The sequence below is a fragment of the Paenibacillus sp. BK720 genome (genome assembly GCF_011761545.1).
Lineage (GTDB): Bacteria > Bacillota > Bacilli > Paenibacillales > Paenibacillaceae > Pristimantibacillus.
The window spans coordinates 348,053-362,269 of record NZ_JAASRQ010000002.1; the positions used below are offsets into that span (position 1 = coordinate 348,053).

The window sequence follows — 14,217 nt, forward strand, 5'->3', positions numbered from 1 at the left end:
CGGAAGGAGACCAACCTTATGGAGACATCTAACACAGCTTTCAACTGGCGCAAAGGCGTTCTAACCGTCCTCATGTTTGCCGTCAGCATCTTGTTCCTGCTTCCGTTCATCTGGATGCTGGTCACTTCGTTCAAGATCGAGAAGGACGTCTTTGTCTACCCGATCGAATGGATTCCCCGCCACTGGCACGCTATCGAGAACTACAAGGAAGTATGGGTAGGGGACTATCCCTTCTGGAAATATTATTTGAATTCCATCAAAATCGCAGTCATTACGACCTGTATCTCTGCGCTGTTCTCGTCCCTTGCCGCATACGGCTTCTCGAAGATCAAGTTCAAGGGCAGCAATTTCGTGTTCCTGATCGTGCTTGCGACTTACATGGTGCCAAGCCAGGCGATTCTGATTCCTCAATTTATCCTGTACCGTCAAATCGGCTTGTTCGACAGCCACTGGGGCTTGATTATCCTTAGCAGCTTCAGCGTATTGGGAACTTTTATGCTGCGGCAGTTCTTTATGGGGATTCACCAGGAGTTTATCGAATCTGCTAAAATAGACGGGGCCAACCATTTCCGGATCTACTGGAGCATCGCCTTCCCGCTGGTGAAACCGGCAGTCGCGACCTACGCGATTCTGCGTTTTATCTGGACCTGGAACGATTACCAGAATCCGCTGATCTTCCTTCGCACGGACTCGCTGTTCACGATTCCGCTGGCCATGCAGAAGTTCACGTCGCTCAGCGGTGAGTTCTACTCGCTTATTATGGCAGCTGCCGTATCGGCGATCCTGCCGCTCTTTATCATCTTTATCATTGGTCAAAAAAGCGTTATCGAGGGTATTGCATTAGGCGGCGTAAAAGGGTAACGAACATGAAAGCGTTAGCAAGAAAGTCGAATTTGTTGCAATTTAGGTAAAGATAGTTTCATCCTTACCCGATTGCCGCTCACTATAATGAAAACTATCAACATCCTATAACCTTGCATTTCAGAGAGGGGCATTTAGAAATGAAAAAGAGATGGGCATCGGGACTCGCGATTAGTTTACTGCTTACCGGAGTATTGGCAGGCTGCGGAAACTCCAACAACAACAGTGATTCGGGCAACAAGAACGCAAGCGCGGCTCCTTCCACGGAGGCAAGCTCGAACGCAGGAGGCAGCAGCGCGGCAAGCGGAGATCCGGTAAAACTCCGCCTCTACACGTACGGAACGGAGCAAGCTTACAACTGGAAAGCAACGCTGGACGCTTACCACGAGAAAAACCCGAACGTAACCGTTGAGCTTGTGCAGCTCAGCGAAAAAGGCGACACGCAGGAATCGATGAAAAAGCTCGATCTTGCCGTAGCCTCCGGCGAACAAATCGACGTGATGATGTTCAGCGACGCGGCAGGTTACGCACAACGCGTAGCGCTTGGCATGGCTGCTCCTCTTGACGATTTCCTTGCGAAGGACGGCTACAAGGTAGAAGAGGATTACAAGGTTGATACGCATCTGAACGGCAAAGTGTACGCGCTGCCAGGCAAATTCAATCCTTGGTACGTGCTTCTGAACAAGGACAATCTGGACGAAGCCGGACTTGCGGTTCCGACGGACTGGACTTGGGATGAATACGCGGACTACGCGAAAAAGCTCACCAAAGGCGAAGGCGCGACAAAACGTTACGGCACCTACTTCCACGGTCCGCAAAACGGCGGCTGGATGGAATATCTGAAGCTGATGATGGAGAACCAGCCAACCGGTTCCGAATTCCTGAAGGCGGACGGCACGTCCAATCTGGATGATCCGAACTTCAAGAAGACGCTTGAGCTTCGCGTGAAAATGGAAAAAGAGGATAAGTCCTCCGTTCCTTACTCGGATATGATCTCGCAAAAGCTGGCTTACCGTAACCAATTCTTTAACCAATCGGCAAGCATGCTGACAATCGGCTCCTGGATGAACACGGAAATCGGCGGTACGGATACGTTGCCTCTGACGTTCCATGTAGCGGTTGCGCCATTCCCGAAAAACAATGCCAGCGACCAATCCGGCATCACCCCGGTTACGACGGACTATGTGGCGGTATCGGAAAGCTCCAAGAACAAGGAAGAAGCTTATAAATTCGTTCGCTGGTACACAACGGAAGGCCAAGTCGTGCAAGGCAAGAACATTCCGGCTTGGAACGGCGTAAGCAACGATCAGGTAGCAGGCATTATCGATACGATTCTTGCGGGCACGAAGAACCCTGAGCTTGTTGACAAAGAAAGCCTCGTAAATACGCTCGTGAATTCGAAAGCAACCGAAATTATCGCTCCTGCTTCTTATCAAGCCGAAGTATACAAAGCGATCAACGAAGAGTACGAGAAGCTGATTCTTGGCAACCAAGACATCGATACGACCGTTGCAAATTCCAAGAAACGCGTGGACGAAATTATTGCGGCGAACAAAAAATAATAAGGTATAATAAATAGCCAAAGGGGACGGGAGTTACTGTCCCCCTTTTCTATCTAAGGGGGACTTCGCGCGATGTACCGCATCAGGTCTTATTTTCATTCCATCCGAGGCAAGCTTTCTCTTGTAGCGGTTATTTGCATTCTTATACCGGCCGTCTTAACGATGCTGATCTATAACTCGCTTACCCGTGAAGCCGTAGAACGGCAGGCGAAGGAGAATGCGACCGATTCCATGCAGCTCGTTAACGGCTCGATCAATAATCTTTTTCAAGGCATGCTGAACACGGCGAATTATTTGCAGGCCAACGCGGATATGAAAGCAAGCTTTATCAAGATGCTGAATGCGGATCTGGATCCTTACGAGAAGTTTACGGCAACGAGCCGGATTATGCAGCAGCTTGAGACGCTCACTTATATAGGGGAGAAGAGCTACATCACGATTATACTCACCAACGGAGAGACCTTTACGAACTACTCCAAGGATGAGATGGATCCGCTTACTTTCCAGAAGGAGCCCTGGTTCAACAACCTGAAACAGCTGACGGGCCTGCAGTCTTATTGGGTGAGCACTTCGCCGACGATTTTTCCTTATGACCGCATAAGCAGTCCTTATCAAATCTCGGTCGCAAGAACGCTTCGGTTCGACAGCACCCGGATTTACGGATACGTCATCGTGACGATGATGGAAAACAAATTCAGTAAGATTCTGGGCAGCTTGACGGGCAGCCAGGAAGTTGTGCTGGTAGACGGCGGCGGCAAGATCCTGTCATCGCCACAGCTTAAGCAAGTGAACGGGCAGTTCGAATACAGCAAGCAGATGGCGGAGAGGGATCCTCGCGTCGCTTCTTCCATTATTAAGGATGAAGACAAGAAGCTGCTGCTCACAACGGCTGATCTTTCCTTTAATGACTGGCATCTGGTGGCAACGGAGCCTTATCAGGATGCGATCGTAAACATCAGCTCGATTTTTAACCGGGTCTTTTTATTCCAGATCGCATCGTTTATCGCCTTTCTCGTGGTGCTTCTCCTCTTGATGAGACAGCTGACAAAGCCGCTGATCAAGCTTGGGAAGGTAGCTTCAAGCGTCCAGCGGGGCAATCTGGAGGTGCGGTCCAGTATCCGCGGCGCCGACGAGATCGGAAGATTGGGTTTTCTGTTCGACCAAATGCTCGACCGCATTAAAGAGATGATTACCGAGGTATCGCTCACGCAAGCGCGTAAACGCAAAGCGGAGCTGGCGATGCTGCAGGCCCAGATTAATCCGCATTTTCTGTTTAACGTGCTGAATTCGATCCGGATGAAGGTCATGCGGAGCGGCGACCAGGATAGCGCCAAGATGATTGCCTCTTTGTCCAAGCTGCTGCGAATGACGATCAGCCGGGATGAAGACGCCATTATGCTGCATGAAGAAATCGAACTGCTGACGCATTATGTCGAGCTGATGAATCTGCGGCAGAAGGAAGAAGCAAGGCTGGTGGTGGACGTAGATGTAACCTCCTTTGATATTCGTGTTCCCCGGTTTATTTTGCAGCCGCTGGTGGAGAACGCTTTGATCCATGGCTTTAACCAAAGTGCCGGCACGATCCGGATAACGGCAGCTAGAAACGAGCACTTCCTCGAGCTGTCGGTGGCAGATGACGGAATCGGCATGGACGCGGAGCAATTGGAACGGTTGAGAGCGCGTCTTACGGCCGCGGGAACAGGGGCGGAAGAGATTCAAGAAACCGGGCGTTCCAAAGGCCCCGGAATGTCCGGAATTGGCGTGGCGAATGTCGCGGAGCGCATGCGGATTATGTTTGGCGATGCCTTTCATATTACCGTCGACATCGATCAAGGAACACGCATTATGATGCATATCCCTATTCGAGAGGAGGGGCGTCCTCATGTATAAAGTGATGCTCGTGGACGATGATTATCCGGTAATCGAGCTGTTATCGGAAGTAGTGGATTGGGAGAAGCTTGGTCTTGTTTTGTCCGGCAAGCATGAGAACGGACTCGCGGCATGGGAGCATGTGCAGGAGGAAATACCGGATATTCTCGTGACCGATATCGGGATGCCGAAGATGGACGGTCTGGAGCTGGCTCAAAGGGTCAAAAAATTAAATCCTTCGGTAAGGATTGTCATCCTCTCTTGCCATAGCGAATTCCAATACGCCCAACAGGCGATGCGGCTGGATGTTCAGGATTATTTGCTTAAGGATCAGCTGGATCCGGAGGAATTGATCGGACTGCTGCAGAAATTTAAGGAAGGCTTTGACGGCGAACGCCAGATGTTATCCGAGCAAAACAAGATGAAGCGGATGGTCAGCGAAACCCAGGATTTGCGCAAGGAGAAGCTGTTCCGCGAATTTGTCCAGCAGCCGCTGATTTCCGCGGAGCAATGGCAGCGCGATTTCGGCTCTTACGGGTTGTTCCAGCCCGGTGAGCTATGTCTTCCCGCAGCCGGCTTTATCGAAAACTATAACCTGATCAAAAATCGGTTCGATTCGGATCAGACGCTGCATTTCGCGATCAGCAACGTGATGGAGGAATTGCTGGCCGAGCTGCCGTTGCGCGTGGTGCATATCGGTTACAGCAGCAGGCAGTCCTTGCTGCTCTTCGCTTTTAAACCGGGCCTTAAGCAAAATGTTTATGATCAGGTGCAGTCCAGCCTTCAAACCGTGCAGCGGACGCTTGGTCAAGTGCTGAAGATTCAGATGGCTTTTCTCATTGGGACGGGCTGCGACAATCCGCAGCTGCTGAAGCAGGCATTGTGCAATCTGCTCAAAGCCGACGAACAGCGGTTCTATTTGTCCAAAGGGGAAACCGCCAAGTGGCAGAAAGGCGCCCAGTCCGGCTCCGGGCTTCTTGCCCTGTACGACCAGGCTGCCGCGGAAATTCGCGAAGCGATTATGGCGAAGGACGGCGATAAGGTCAGAACGCTGGCCGGCAAATGGGAAACGCATATCCGCAAGGAGCGATACGCTTCCGAGGAAGTGAGGGATTGGGTGCTGAAGCTGCTTATCGATATGCGGCTCAAGCTTCATGCCATGCTGTTTGCCTCCCAGACCTTAACGGCCGAGAAGCTGCATAAGGAAATCGTTTATTTCGATTCGTTATGGGGGCTGTTCGAATGGTTCCACACGCAGCTTCAGTCTTACATCGCAGCCAGAGAAGAGGCCTTGCCGGTGAGCAAACGCCGCGAGGTATCGGAAGCCTGCAAGTATGTGTCGATGAATCTGGGCAAACGGATTTCGCTCGAGGAAGTTGCCGCTCATCTGCATATGAATCCAAGCTATTTCAGCCGATTTTTCAAGAAGGAGACCGGCCTGACCTTTATTGAGTATGTCACCGACCAGAAGATCGAGCGGGCCAAGGAATTGCTCGATCAGACGAATTATTACGTAAGCGAGATTTGCGAGATGCTCGGCTACGACAACCAGAGCTATTTCATCAAGACATTCAAGGCGCAGACGGGCTTAACGCCAACCGAATATCGCGGTTAGGAGGAGAGAAACTTGCGGACGAATTATGATTGGCCGAAGGAATCGCTGGTAGAGTGGCTCACGGAGCAGCCGGCGGCGCTTAGCGATGTATATACGTACTCCGGGAACAAAGCGGACTGGAGTGGGATAGCGGAATCCCCGGCCTACTCCGACATGATCGGGGAGATCCGGGCAGAGGGAGAACGCCTGCTTAAGCGTCCGATTCCCGTTTTGACCCGGGAGATTTACGATCTGTTCGAGAAGAGCGGGAACCGCCTCATTTACGAAGGGCTGTATTTCGAACGCAGGAGCCGGCTTACTTCTTTTGCGCTGCTGCATTGCCTTTTCCCGGATTTGCCGGCATATCGTCAGGCGCTTACGGATACGATTGAGGCGATTCTGGAAGAGATGACCTGGTGCTTGCCGGCTCATATGAGAGGGAACCCGGTTGATCGCCATATTGATCTATTTGCCTCCGAAACGGGATTTGCGTTGGCCGAGATTCTGACGATTACGGAACAATCGCTTCCTTCGGCGCTTCGGGAAGAAATTCGAGCACAGATCGAGCGAAGAATAGTTACCCCATATCTGGATAATCAATATCCTCCTTATCATTGGGAAACCGCCGATCATAACTGGGCGGCGGTTTGTGCCGGTTCGATTGGAGCAACCGCCATTTTGCTAGGTATTGAGAAGGAACGAGCAGCAGCCGTCCTCTACCGGGCCATCGGAACGATGAACCATTATTTATCCGGCTTTGGGGAAGACGGAGCTTGCGCGGAGGGGCCGGGCTACTGGAATTACGGCTTTGGTTATTTCGTTTACTTCGCAGATCTGCTGAAGCGCGCCACCGGCGGCCATGCGGATTTGCTTGATTCCCATCACGTACGGTCTATCGCCGGATTCCAGCAAAAAGCGTATCTCGCCGGCAACAGACCCGCCAACTTCTCGGATGCCTCTTCCCATGTAAGCGTAAACATCGGCTTGTCCGATTATCTCGCTTCTCGCGTGGAAGGCGTTGACTACGCACCATTGGGGATAAGGGCAGGCTTTACGGACGATCATTGCAGCCGGTTTGCCCATGCTTTGCGCAATTTGCTCTGGTTCAGGCCGGAGGCTCCAAGACAATCGGATTGGCCAAGCGGAAGCTGGTATTTGGCGGATGTCCAGTGGCTGATCTCCCGGGTGAGCAATGCTTCCGGCAGCTTTGGCTTTGCAGCCAAAGGCGGGCATAACGATGAACCGCACAATCATAATGACGTAGGCCATTTTATTCTCATTGCCGATGATGATCCGGCGTTTGCCGCGGATCTCGGAAGCGGGGAATATACGGCCCAATACTTTGGCGAAGGCCGGTACGAATACGACTGTACGGGAGCGCAAGGACATTCATTGCCGATTGTGAACGGTCAGCTTCAGGCCGTTGGCGCGGGGAGCAAGGCTTCCGTTGACTGGGCGGAACGGGGAGAGCTTGCGGACCGGCTTAAGCTGGAGCTTGCAGCCTGTTACCCGGGCAGCGGACTTGCAGCGCTTGAGCGCGAATTTGTCTGGCGTAAAACCGGTCTTCCGGAGCTTGAGTTGACGGACACTTTCCGATTCGGCAAGGAAGGCGGGGCCGTCACGGAGGTTATCGTCAGTAAATGCCCGCCGTTTGTGCGATCGGAAGGCCAGATTATGCTGAAGGGAAGCCGGCATTCGGTTTTATTATGCTATGAACCGCAAAGCCTGGACGTCTCCATCGCAGAATGCGTTTATTCCAATCATTCGGGCCAGGAAGAAGGCTATTATCGCATTTCTCTTATTTCGAAAGACGAAGCATCCCTTGAAAAGACGTTTAAACTCAACTTCAAATTTCAGGAACAGGTGGAATCGTAAATGACAAATACAACTGCTGCCAGCCAGACCGACACCGCATCGTGGGTCAATGAAGCATGGGAACAAACGGTGCGCAAGGTGCTCCGGACAAGCGCCCGTATCGGCGCGGAATTCCCGCATGCAAGCCAAGGCGGCCAATATGTTCTGGAAGCTCCGCATTGGTGGACGGCGGGCTTCTGGCCGGGTTTGTTGTGGTTATTGCATGAAGGTGAAGAGAACGACGGCCTTCCTTTCCGGCAGATTGCGGAAGAATGCGAGCGGAAGCTGGACGAGGTGCTGGACGGTTATGACCGGCTCGATCACGATATCGGCTTTATGTGGATTTTGACCAGCGTAATCAATTATAAACTGAATGGCGGGGAACAGTCCCGCCGCAGAGCGCTTAAGGCAGCCAATTATTTGATGGGTCGCTTTAACCTGAAGGGCAGCTTCATCCGCGCTTGGAACCCTTGGAGCGAAGGAGAGGACAACAGCGGCTGGGCGATAATCGACTGCGCAATGAACGTTCCGCTCCTGCAATGGGCATCCCGCGAGACAGGCGACCCTAGATACAGCCATGTGGCGGAAGCCCATATGGGCACCGTATTGAACCACTTTATCCGTACCGACGGCTCGGTCCGCCATATTGTCCGGTTTGACTCGCGGACCGGCGAGGTTGCCGAGTTTATCGGCGGCCAGGGCTATGGACCGGAGTCCGCCTGGTCCCGCGGCACAGCTTGGGCGGTCTATGGACTGACTTTGGCCGCAAAGCATACGGGCCGTAAGGACCTTCTGGACGCCGCCAAGCAGGTATCGCATTTCTTCCTGTCGCAGCTGCCCGAGGACAGCGTGCCGGTATGGGATTTCCGTGCGCCGGAGGAGACGAAGGGGCTTCGCGATTCTTCCGCAGGTGCCTGCGCGGCCTGCGGCTTGCTGCTGCTGGCTGAGCTGGTGCCTTCGGCGGAGGCATCCAGCTATCGCAGCGCCGGAGAGCGTATTCTGAAGTCCTTGTACGAAAACTACGGTTCGTTTGGCGAGGAAGAGGAAGAAGGGCTTATCCTGCATGGAACCAGCCACTATCCGGAACGCAAAAATATGGATGTGCCGCTTATTTACGGCGATTATTTCTTTGTGGAGGGTCTCGCGCGTCTTAAAGGAGGCGTTACGATTCCATGGGAGTAAGCGCACCGACCGCTTCGAATCCGCTCCGCGGCAAAGAAGATCTTGCGCTGGCGTTCAGCCAGCTGACCAAGCCGCTCCTGCCGTATTATTCAGCCGGAGGAGCTCGTCTATCTCTAAACGGATCCGGAGCCGGCCAGTCGCCGGACGTTGCCGGTATGGAAGGCTTTTCCCGTATTGTGTGGGGACTTGCGCCGCTAGCGGCAGGCTCTGCCGAGGTTAACGAAGAACTGCTGCAGCTTGTGCTGAAGGGAATAACAAACGGTACGAATCCCGCGCATGAGGAGTTTTGGGGCGAAGTTGCCGATTACGATCAGCGCCTGGTGGAGATGGCTTCGCTAGGCCTAGCTTTAGCCATTGCCCCGCACCGCCTGTGGGAGCCGCTTAGCGCCGAAGCGAAGCAGCATTTATATGATTGGCTGAATCAGATTAACCGCCGCCGGGCTCACGATTGCAACTGGCTTTTCTTTCATGTGTTAGTTAATGTAGGCTTCTATAAGCTTGGTCTGCCGTACGCGAAGGATCAGCTTGAAGCGAACCTGAACCGGCTGGAGCAGTTTTATATGGAGGATGGCTGGTACGAAGACGGCGTTAACGGGCATAGCGATTATTACGTGCCGCTGGCCTTTCATTACTGCGGGCTTATCTATGCGGCGCTGATGAAGGAAGAGGATCCGCAGCGGGCAGCACGCTTCGAAGAACGCAGTGTCTTATTCGCCGGGCAGTTCGTGAACTGGTTCGCCGGGGATGGAAGGGGCCTTCCGTACGGACGCAGCTTGACCTACCGTTTCGCGCAGGGGGCTTTGTGGGGAGCGTATGCTTTTGCCAACGTGCAGCCGCTTGAGCTCGGGGTCGTCAAGGGCTTGTATTTGCGCCATCTGCGATGGTGGCTACGCCAGCCGATATTCACGTCCGACGGCATATTAACGGTGGGCTACAGCTATCCCAATCTGATTATGGCCGAAAATTATAATGCGCCGGGCTCCGTTTATTGGGCATTTAAAGCTTTTTTGCCGCTGGCTTTGCCGGACGATCATCCGTTCTGGCAGGCAGAGGAGCTTCCGCTGCCGGAGCTGCCGGCCATCTCGGTGCAGCAGGCTCCTCATCTTGTCGTTTGCAGGCAAAGCGAGCGAGATCATGTTGCAGCCTTTAACGCGGGCCATCTCGGAACCAACGAGCATACTCATACCTCGGCGAAATACGAGAAGTTTGTTTATTCCGCTTCCTTCGGCTTTAGCGTGCCGCGTGCGGAATGGGGGTTGTCCCAAGGCGCTTACGACTCCATGCTGGCCTTGAGCGAAGGAGATAACCTGTATCGCGTCCGCCGGGCAAACGCAGAGACCAATATCGATGGCGATATCCTCACGTCCGTCTGGAAGCCGTGGCGGGATGTAACGGTGACGACTTATTTGATTGCCGGACTGCCATGGCATCTCAGGATTCACCGGATCGAGACGGCAAGAGAGCTGGATGCGGCCGAAGGCGGCTTTGCTCTCCCGCTTGACGCAACGCTTGCCGTCAGCCGGCAAGCCTGCGGCGTATTCGGCCGTACCGGCTTTGGCGGAAGCGGAATTTCCGGCATTCGGGGATATGAGCGGGCAGAGCTTATTCAAGCCCAGTCCAATACCAACCTGATGCATCCAAGGACGTCGATTCCCGCGCTTCTGGCGAAGCTTCAGCCAGGCAAGCATATTTTGATCGCCGCGGTTTACGGAGAGCCTGGCGCTCCCGAAGAAATGCGGCCTGAGCAATGGCGTCAGTGTATCGGGCTGTCCATACAGGATGATCATCATATCCGCGCGGTTAGTCCTTCCGGCAAAGAAATCATGATTAGCCTGTAAGGAGATGAACCAGCGGCGCCCAAGCTGCATACGATAATGGCAGAAGCCTACTGGGGGAATGCCAATGAAAAGCGTTGCAGCACCGGCATCAAGCGGCCGCCGGCCGTCGATAACGACCTTTGTTCTTGTCCTTTACGTGCTTCTCGTCATTTTATTGTTCTTTTGCTTCTAACTTAAATATCGAAAAATGGCCGTGCGTTCTTATCGCACGGCCATTTATTTTTCTAGAAGCCTACATACTGAGGCTCTTCGTTTTCCAGCTCTTTTACCCGGCTGGCCACTTGATCGACGATGGTTTGCGTTTGTTGCGCCGCCTGCTCGAACATCTGCTTTGCCGCTTTGTTTTCAGTGGAAAGGGCGAATTGCTCCAGGCTTGCCTGCGCGCTCTTCAAAGAGGCAACGCAAGTTTTTACATCGGATGCTACGGTCATGTCCAACACCTCCTTAAGAACTTCACAACAAAACTAATATGTCAGCCTTTCACTTCTGGCATTCATGGAAATTAACGCCATGCCCGCCTGAACCTTTTTCCTGCTGTGGAAAATGGTTTTTCGAGTTGCCATCTGCATTTTGACAAATAATCTAAACGTAGAAACAAGCGACAGGGGGAAAAGAATTGTGCAGCAATGGTTAGAGGTTACTCTACGCACCTTTCTGGCGATATTTGTCCTGTTCCTGCTGACGAAATTAGTGGGCAAGCGGCAAATATCCCAGCTTTCTTTCTTTGAATACATTACCGGAATTTCGATCGGGAACCTTGCGGCTTACGTATCGCTTGATCTTGAGGCAAACTGGTATTTGGGTCTAATCTCGCTTGGTGTATGGGTGCTTGTTTCAATCGGAATAGAGTTCCTGCAGCTTAAGAGCAAGAAAGGACGCGACCTAATTGACAGTAAGGCAACTGTTCTGATTAAAGGCGGCAAAGTGCTTGAGGACAATTTGAAGAAGGAACGGCTGACATCCGACGAGCTGCTGGAGCAGCTTCGCAAGAAGGATGTATTCCGGGTAGCGGATGTCGAGTTTGCGATTATGGAGCCAAGCGGTGATATCAGCGTGCTTCTTACGAGGGAGAACCAGCCGCTTACCGCTGCGCATCTCGGTATTAAGGTTGCCCCCGAGCATGAGCCCCAAACGGTTATTATGGACGGCAAAATCATGGATGAGCCGCTCTCTACCGTTGGCCTAAACCGAAGATGGCTTACAACCGAACTCGAGAAAATCGGCGTATCGCTCGACAATGTCTTTATCGGACAGGTTGATGCGTATCGTCAGCTGTATGTGGACCTGTACGATGACCATATTAAGGTCCCCCAGCCCCAGCTTAAGGCCGAGCTGTATGCCTTATTGAAGAAGATCGAAGCCGATTTGGAGCTGTTCGGACTCTCGACCAAAAATAAGGAAGCGAAGCACATGTATGAACGTTGCGCGCAAGAAATGCGGCAGGTCATAACCAGGATGAAACCATTACTGCATCATTGACTTGAATAGCCAGGAGGTTAGGAGATGTCGAGCAATAAAAAGAAGTTCACCCCGGTACAGCAGGAGTATCAGGAGCTTGCGAAAAAGCATGAGCCTAAACGCCCCATTTTCATTAACTGTCTCAAGGCTTTTCTGGTGGGCGGTTTGATTTGCATTATCGGCCAAGCCGTCCAGGAAATGTTTGTCCATTGGGCCGGCTTCGACGAGAAGAAGGCCAGCAATCCCACGGTAGCGGTGATGATCTTCCTGTCCGTCGTGCTAACCAGCTTGGGAATCTACGATAAAATCGCGCAATGGGCAGGAGCCGGCTCCGCCGTTCCCGTTACCGGGTTCGCCAATACGATGTCTTCGGCGGCTATCGAGCACCGGAGTGAAGGACTTGTGCTTGGCGTAGGCGGGAAAATGTTCAAAATCTCCGGTCCGGTTATCGTTTTTGGCGTAGTTGCGGCTTTCGTCGTAGGCATTGTTCACCTGATCTTTAATCCTCATGCCGTTGGAGGAGGACATTAATCATGCTGAAAGGCCATCAAAGCTGGCTCTTTGAGAATCATCCCGTCATTGCAGGGACGGCTGCTATTGTTGGTCCGTTCGAAGGGCAAGGCCCGTTAGCCCATGACTTCGATATTGTCCACGGCGATCTCCGGCTTGGTCAGGACAGCTGGGAAAAAGCCGAACGGACCTTATTGGAGGAAGCCGCGAATCTGGCCATCGAGAAGGCCAAGATAACGAAGGAGTCCATCAACTTTCTGGTGGGAGGGGACCTGATGAACCAGATCATCAGCTCCACCTTTGCGGCAAGAACGCTGCAAATTCCGTATATCGGCGTTTTTGGAGCCTGCTCCACCTCCATGGAAAGTCTGGCAATCGCGGCTAATTTGGTTAACTCGCGCTCGGCCAAATATGTCATGTCGAGCGCTTGCAGCCATAACGCTACCGCGGAGAAGCAGTTCCGTTATCCGACCGAATACGGCTCCCAGAAGCCGCCAACCGCTCAGTTTTCCGTAACGGGAGCGGGAGTCAGCGTTTTATCGCAGCAGGGCGACGGCCCTTATGTCACCTCGGCTACGCTGGGACGCGTCGTGGACATGGGCATCAGCGACCCGTTTAATATGGGGGCGGCAATGGCGCCGGCGGCGGTTGATACGATACAAGCTCATTTTCGCGATTTTCGCATAGAGCCCGGTTATTATGATCTGATTGTAACGGGAGATTTATCCAAGGTTGGCTATGCAATCGCGAACGAATTGTTCGAAAAAAATAAATTTCCTATTCATCAGACCGTGTACAAGGACTGCGGCATGATGATGTATAACTATGAGAAGCAGCAGGTGCAGGCAGGCGCCAGCGGCGCGGGCTGTTCGGCAACCGTTACGTACGGGCATTTGCTGCGGCGGATGCGCGAGAAGGAGCTGAACCGCATTCTTGTCGTTGCGACGGGCGCGCTCTTATCGCCAATCTCCTTCCAACAGGGGGAGACGATTCCATGCATTGCGCATGCGGTTTCCATCGAGAATGAGGTGAGGGAGCTATGATTTTCTTATGGGCTTTTCTGGTTGGCGGAGCGATTTGCGTCATCGGCCAAATCTGTTTTGACGTCTTTAAGCTGACGCCTGCCCACACGATGACCTTGCTTGTCGTGCTTGGCGCGATCGGAGACGGTGTCGGCATTTACGACCCGTTGATCAAATTTGCCGGCGCTGGCGCATCCATTCCGATTACCAGCTTCGGCAACGCGCTTGTTCACGGGGCGCTGGACGAGATGAAGAAGACCGGCTGGATCGGCATCATCACGGGTATTTTCAAGGTGACGAGCGCCGGCGTGTCCGCCGCGATTATTTTCTCCTTCATCGCCGCTTTGTTCGTCAAGCCTAAAGGCTGAACGAATCATCTAACCCTATGAACCTTCGCAGTCAGCTGCGGAGGTTTTTTTATGGTCGCTGGAGCTTTTCACCCTCCCATACATATCCTTTCTTCCGTT

12 protein-coding genes are annotated in these 14,217 nt (G+C 52.9%); 11 read left to right on the plus strand and 1 reads right to left on the minus strand.

Annotated features, from left to right (window positions below; translation table 11 throughout):
• The first annotated feature begins 18 nt into the window (after positions 1–18).
• From FHT67_RS08350 to FHT67_RS08380, 7 genes are all read left to right on the plus strand, one after another.
• Positions 19–861, plus strand: coding sequence for a carbohydrate ABC transporter permease (locus FHT67_RS08350; RefSeq protein ID WP_167197357.1), 843 nt, complete (start codon positions 19–21; stop codon positions 859–861).
• Between the two features lie 140 nt (positions 862–1,001).
• Positions 1,002–2,423: an ABC transporter substrate-binding protein gene (locus FHT67_RS08355; RefSeq protein ID WP_167197360.1), complete on the plus strand. Its 1,422-nt coding sequence runs from the start codon at positions 1,002–1,004 to the stop codon at positions 2,421–2,423.
• 72 nt (positions 2,424–2,495) lie between these two features.
• A complete protein-coding gene (locus tag FHT67_RS08360; protein ID WP_132306689.1) occupies positions 2,496–4,313 on the plus strand; it encodes a sensor histidine kinase in 1,818 nt (605 codons plus the stop codon).
• Entirely contained in the window at positions 4,306–5,907 is a 1,602-nt protein-coding gene (locus tag FHT67_RS08365) for a response regulator transcription factor (protein WP_132306687.1), read from the plus strand. The genes FHT67_RS08360 and FHT67_RS08365 overlap by 8 nt, the downstream gene beginning before the upstream one ends.
• A 12-nt stretch (positions 5,908–5,919) precedes the next feature.
• Positions 5,920–7,761, plus strand: a complete 1,842-nt coding sequence (locus FHT67_RS08370) for a hypothetical protein (RefSeq protein ID WP_132306685.1) — start codon at positions 5,920–5,922, stop codon at positions 7,759–7,761.
• Positions 7,762–8,922: a glycoside hydrolase family 88 protein gene (locus tag FHT67_RS08375; protein ID WP_167197365.1), complete on the plus strand. Its 1,161-nt coding sequence runs from the start codon at positions 7,762–7,764 to the stop codon at positions 8,920–8,922.
• The gene (locus FHT67_RS08380) at positions 8,913–10,760 is read left to right on the plus strand and encodes a DUF2264 domain-containing protein (protein WP_167197368.1); all 1,848 of its coding nucleotides are present in this window, start codon (positions 8,913–8,915) and stop codon (positions 10,758–10,760) included. Before FHT67_RS08375 ends, FHT67_RS08380 begins: the two co-directional genes overlap by 10 nt.
• Before the next feature lie 224 nt (positions 10,761–10,984).
• On the opposite strand, the gene FHT67_RS08385 is transcribed toward FHT67_RS08380, so the two are convergent.
• A complete protein-coding gene (locus FHT67_RS08385; protein WP_127497128.1) occupies positions 10,985–11,191 on the minus strand; it encodes a DUF1657 domain-containing protein in 207 nt (68 codons plus the stop codon).
• A gap of 187 nt (positions 11,192–11,378) precedes the next feature.
• Between FHT67_RS08385 and FHT67_RS08390 the strand changes: the two genes are divergently transcribed.
• From FHT67_RS08390 to spoVAE, 4 genes are read left to right on the plus strand one after another with little or no spacing between them, the layout of a single operon-like run.
• The gene (locus FHT67_RS08390) at positions 11,379–12,239 is read left to right on the plus strand and encodes a DUF421 domain-containing protein (RefSeq protein WP_132306679.1); all 861 of its coding nucleotides are present in this window, start codon (positions 11,379–11,381) and stop codon (positions 12,237–12,239) included.
• Between the two features lie 24 nt (positions 12,240–12,263).
• Positions 12,264–12,749: a stage V sporulation protein AC gene (gene spoVAC / locus FHT67_RS08395; protein WP_132306677.1), complete on the plus strand. Its 486-nt coding sequence runs from the start codon at positions 12,264–12,266 to the stop codon at positions 12,747–12,749.
• Between the two features lie 2 nt (positions 12,750–12,751).
• Positions 12,752–13,771, plus strand: coding sequence for a stage V sporulation protein AD (gene spoVAD / locus FHT67_RS08400; RefSeq protein WP_132306675.1), 1,020 nt, complete (start codon positions 12,752–12,754; stop codon positions 13,769–13,771).
• On the plus strand, positions 13,768–14,118 hold the full coding sequence (gene spoVAE / locus FHT67_RS08405) for a stage V sporulation protein AE (RefSeq protein WP_132306673.1): 351 nt from the start codon (positions 13,768–13,770) through the stop codon (positions 14,116–14,118). Before spoVAD ends, spoVAE begins: the two co-directional genes overlap by 4 nt.
• Positions 14,119–14,217: the final 99 nt, after the last annotated feature.

What these genes read in the sequence shown, in the direction of transcription:
- FHT67_RS08350 (WP_167197357.1), top strand. Translation starts at nt 19, where the DNA reads ATGGAGACATCTAACACAGCTTTCAACTGGCGCAAAGGCGTTCTAACC.
- FHT67_RS08355 (WP_167197360.1), top strand. Translation starts at nt 1,002, where the DNA reads ATGAAAAAGAGATGGGCATCGGGACTCGCGATTAGTTTACTGCTTACC.
- FHT67_RS08360 (WP_132306689.1), top strand. Translation starts at nt 2,496, where the DNA reads ATGTACCGCATCAGGTCTTATTTTCATTCCATCCGAGGCAAGCTTTCT.
- FHT67_RS08365 (WP_132306687.1), top strand. Translation starts at nt 4,306, where the DNA reads ATGTATAAAGTGATGCTCGTGGACGATGATTATCCGGTAATCGAGCTG.
- FHT67_RS08375 (WP_167197365.1), top strand. Translation starts at nt 7,762, where the DNA reads ATGACAAATACAACTGCTGCCAGCCAGACCGACACCGCATCGTGGGTC.
- FHT67_RS08380 (WP_167197368.1), top strand. Translation starts at nt 8,913, where the DNA reads ATGGGAGTAAGCGCACCGACCGCTTCGAATCCGCTCCGCGGCAAAGAA.
- FHT67_RS08385 (WP_127497128.1), bottom strand. Translation starts at nt 11,191, where the DNA reads ATGACCGTAGCATCCGATGTAAAAACTTGCGTTGCCTCTTTGAAGAGC.
- spoVAC (WP_132306677.1), top strand. Translation starts at nt 12,264, where the DNA reads ATGTCGAGCAATAAAAAGAAGTTCACCCCGGTACAGCAGGAGTATCAG.
- spoVAD (WP_132306675.1), top strand. Translation starts at nt 12,752, where the DNA reads ATGCTGAAAGGCCATCAAAGCTGGCTCTTTGAGAATCATCCCGTCATT.
- spoVAE (WP_132306673.1), top strand. Translation starts at nt 13,768, where the DNA reads ATGATTTTCTTATGGGCTTTTCTGGTTGGCGGAGCGATTTGCGTCATC.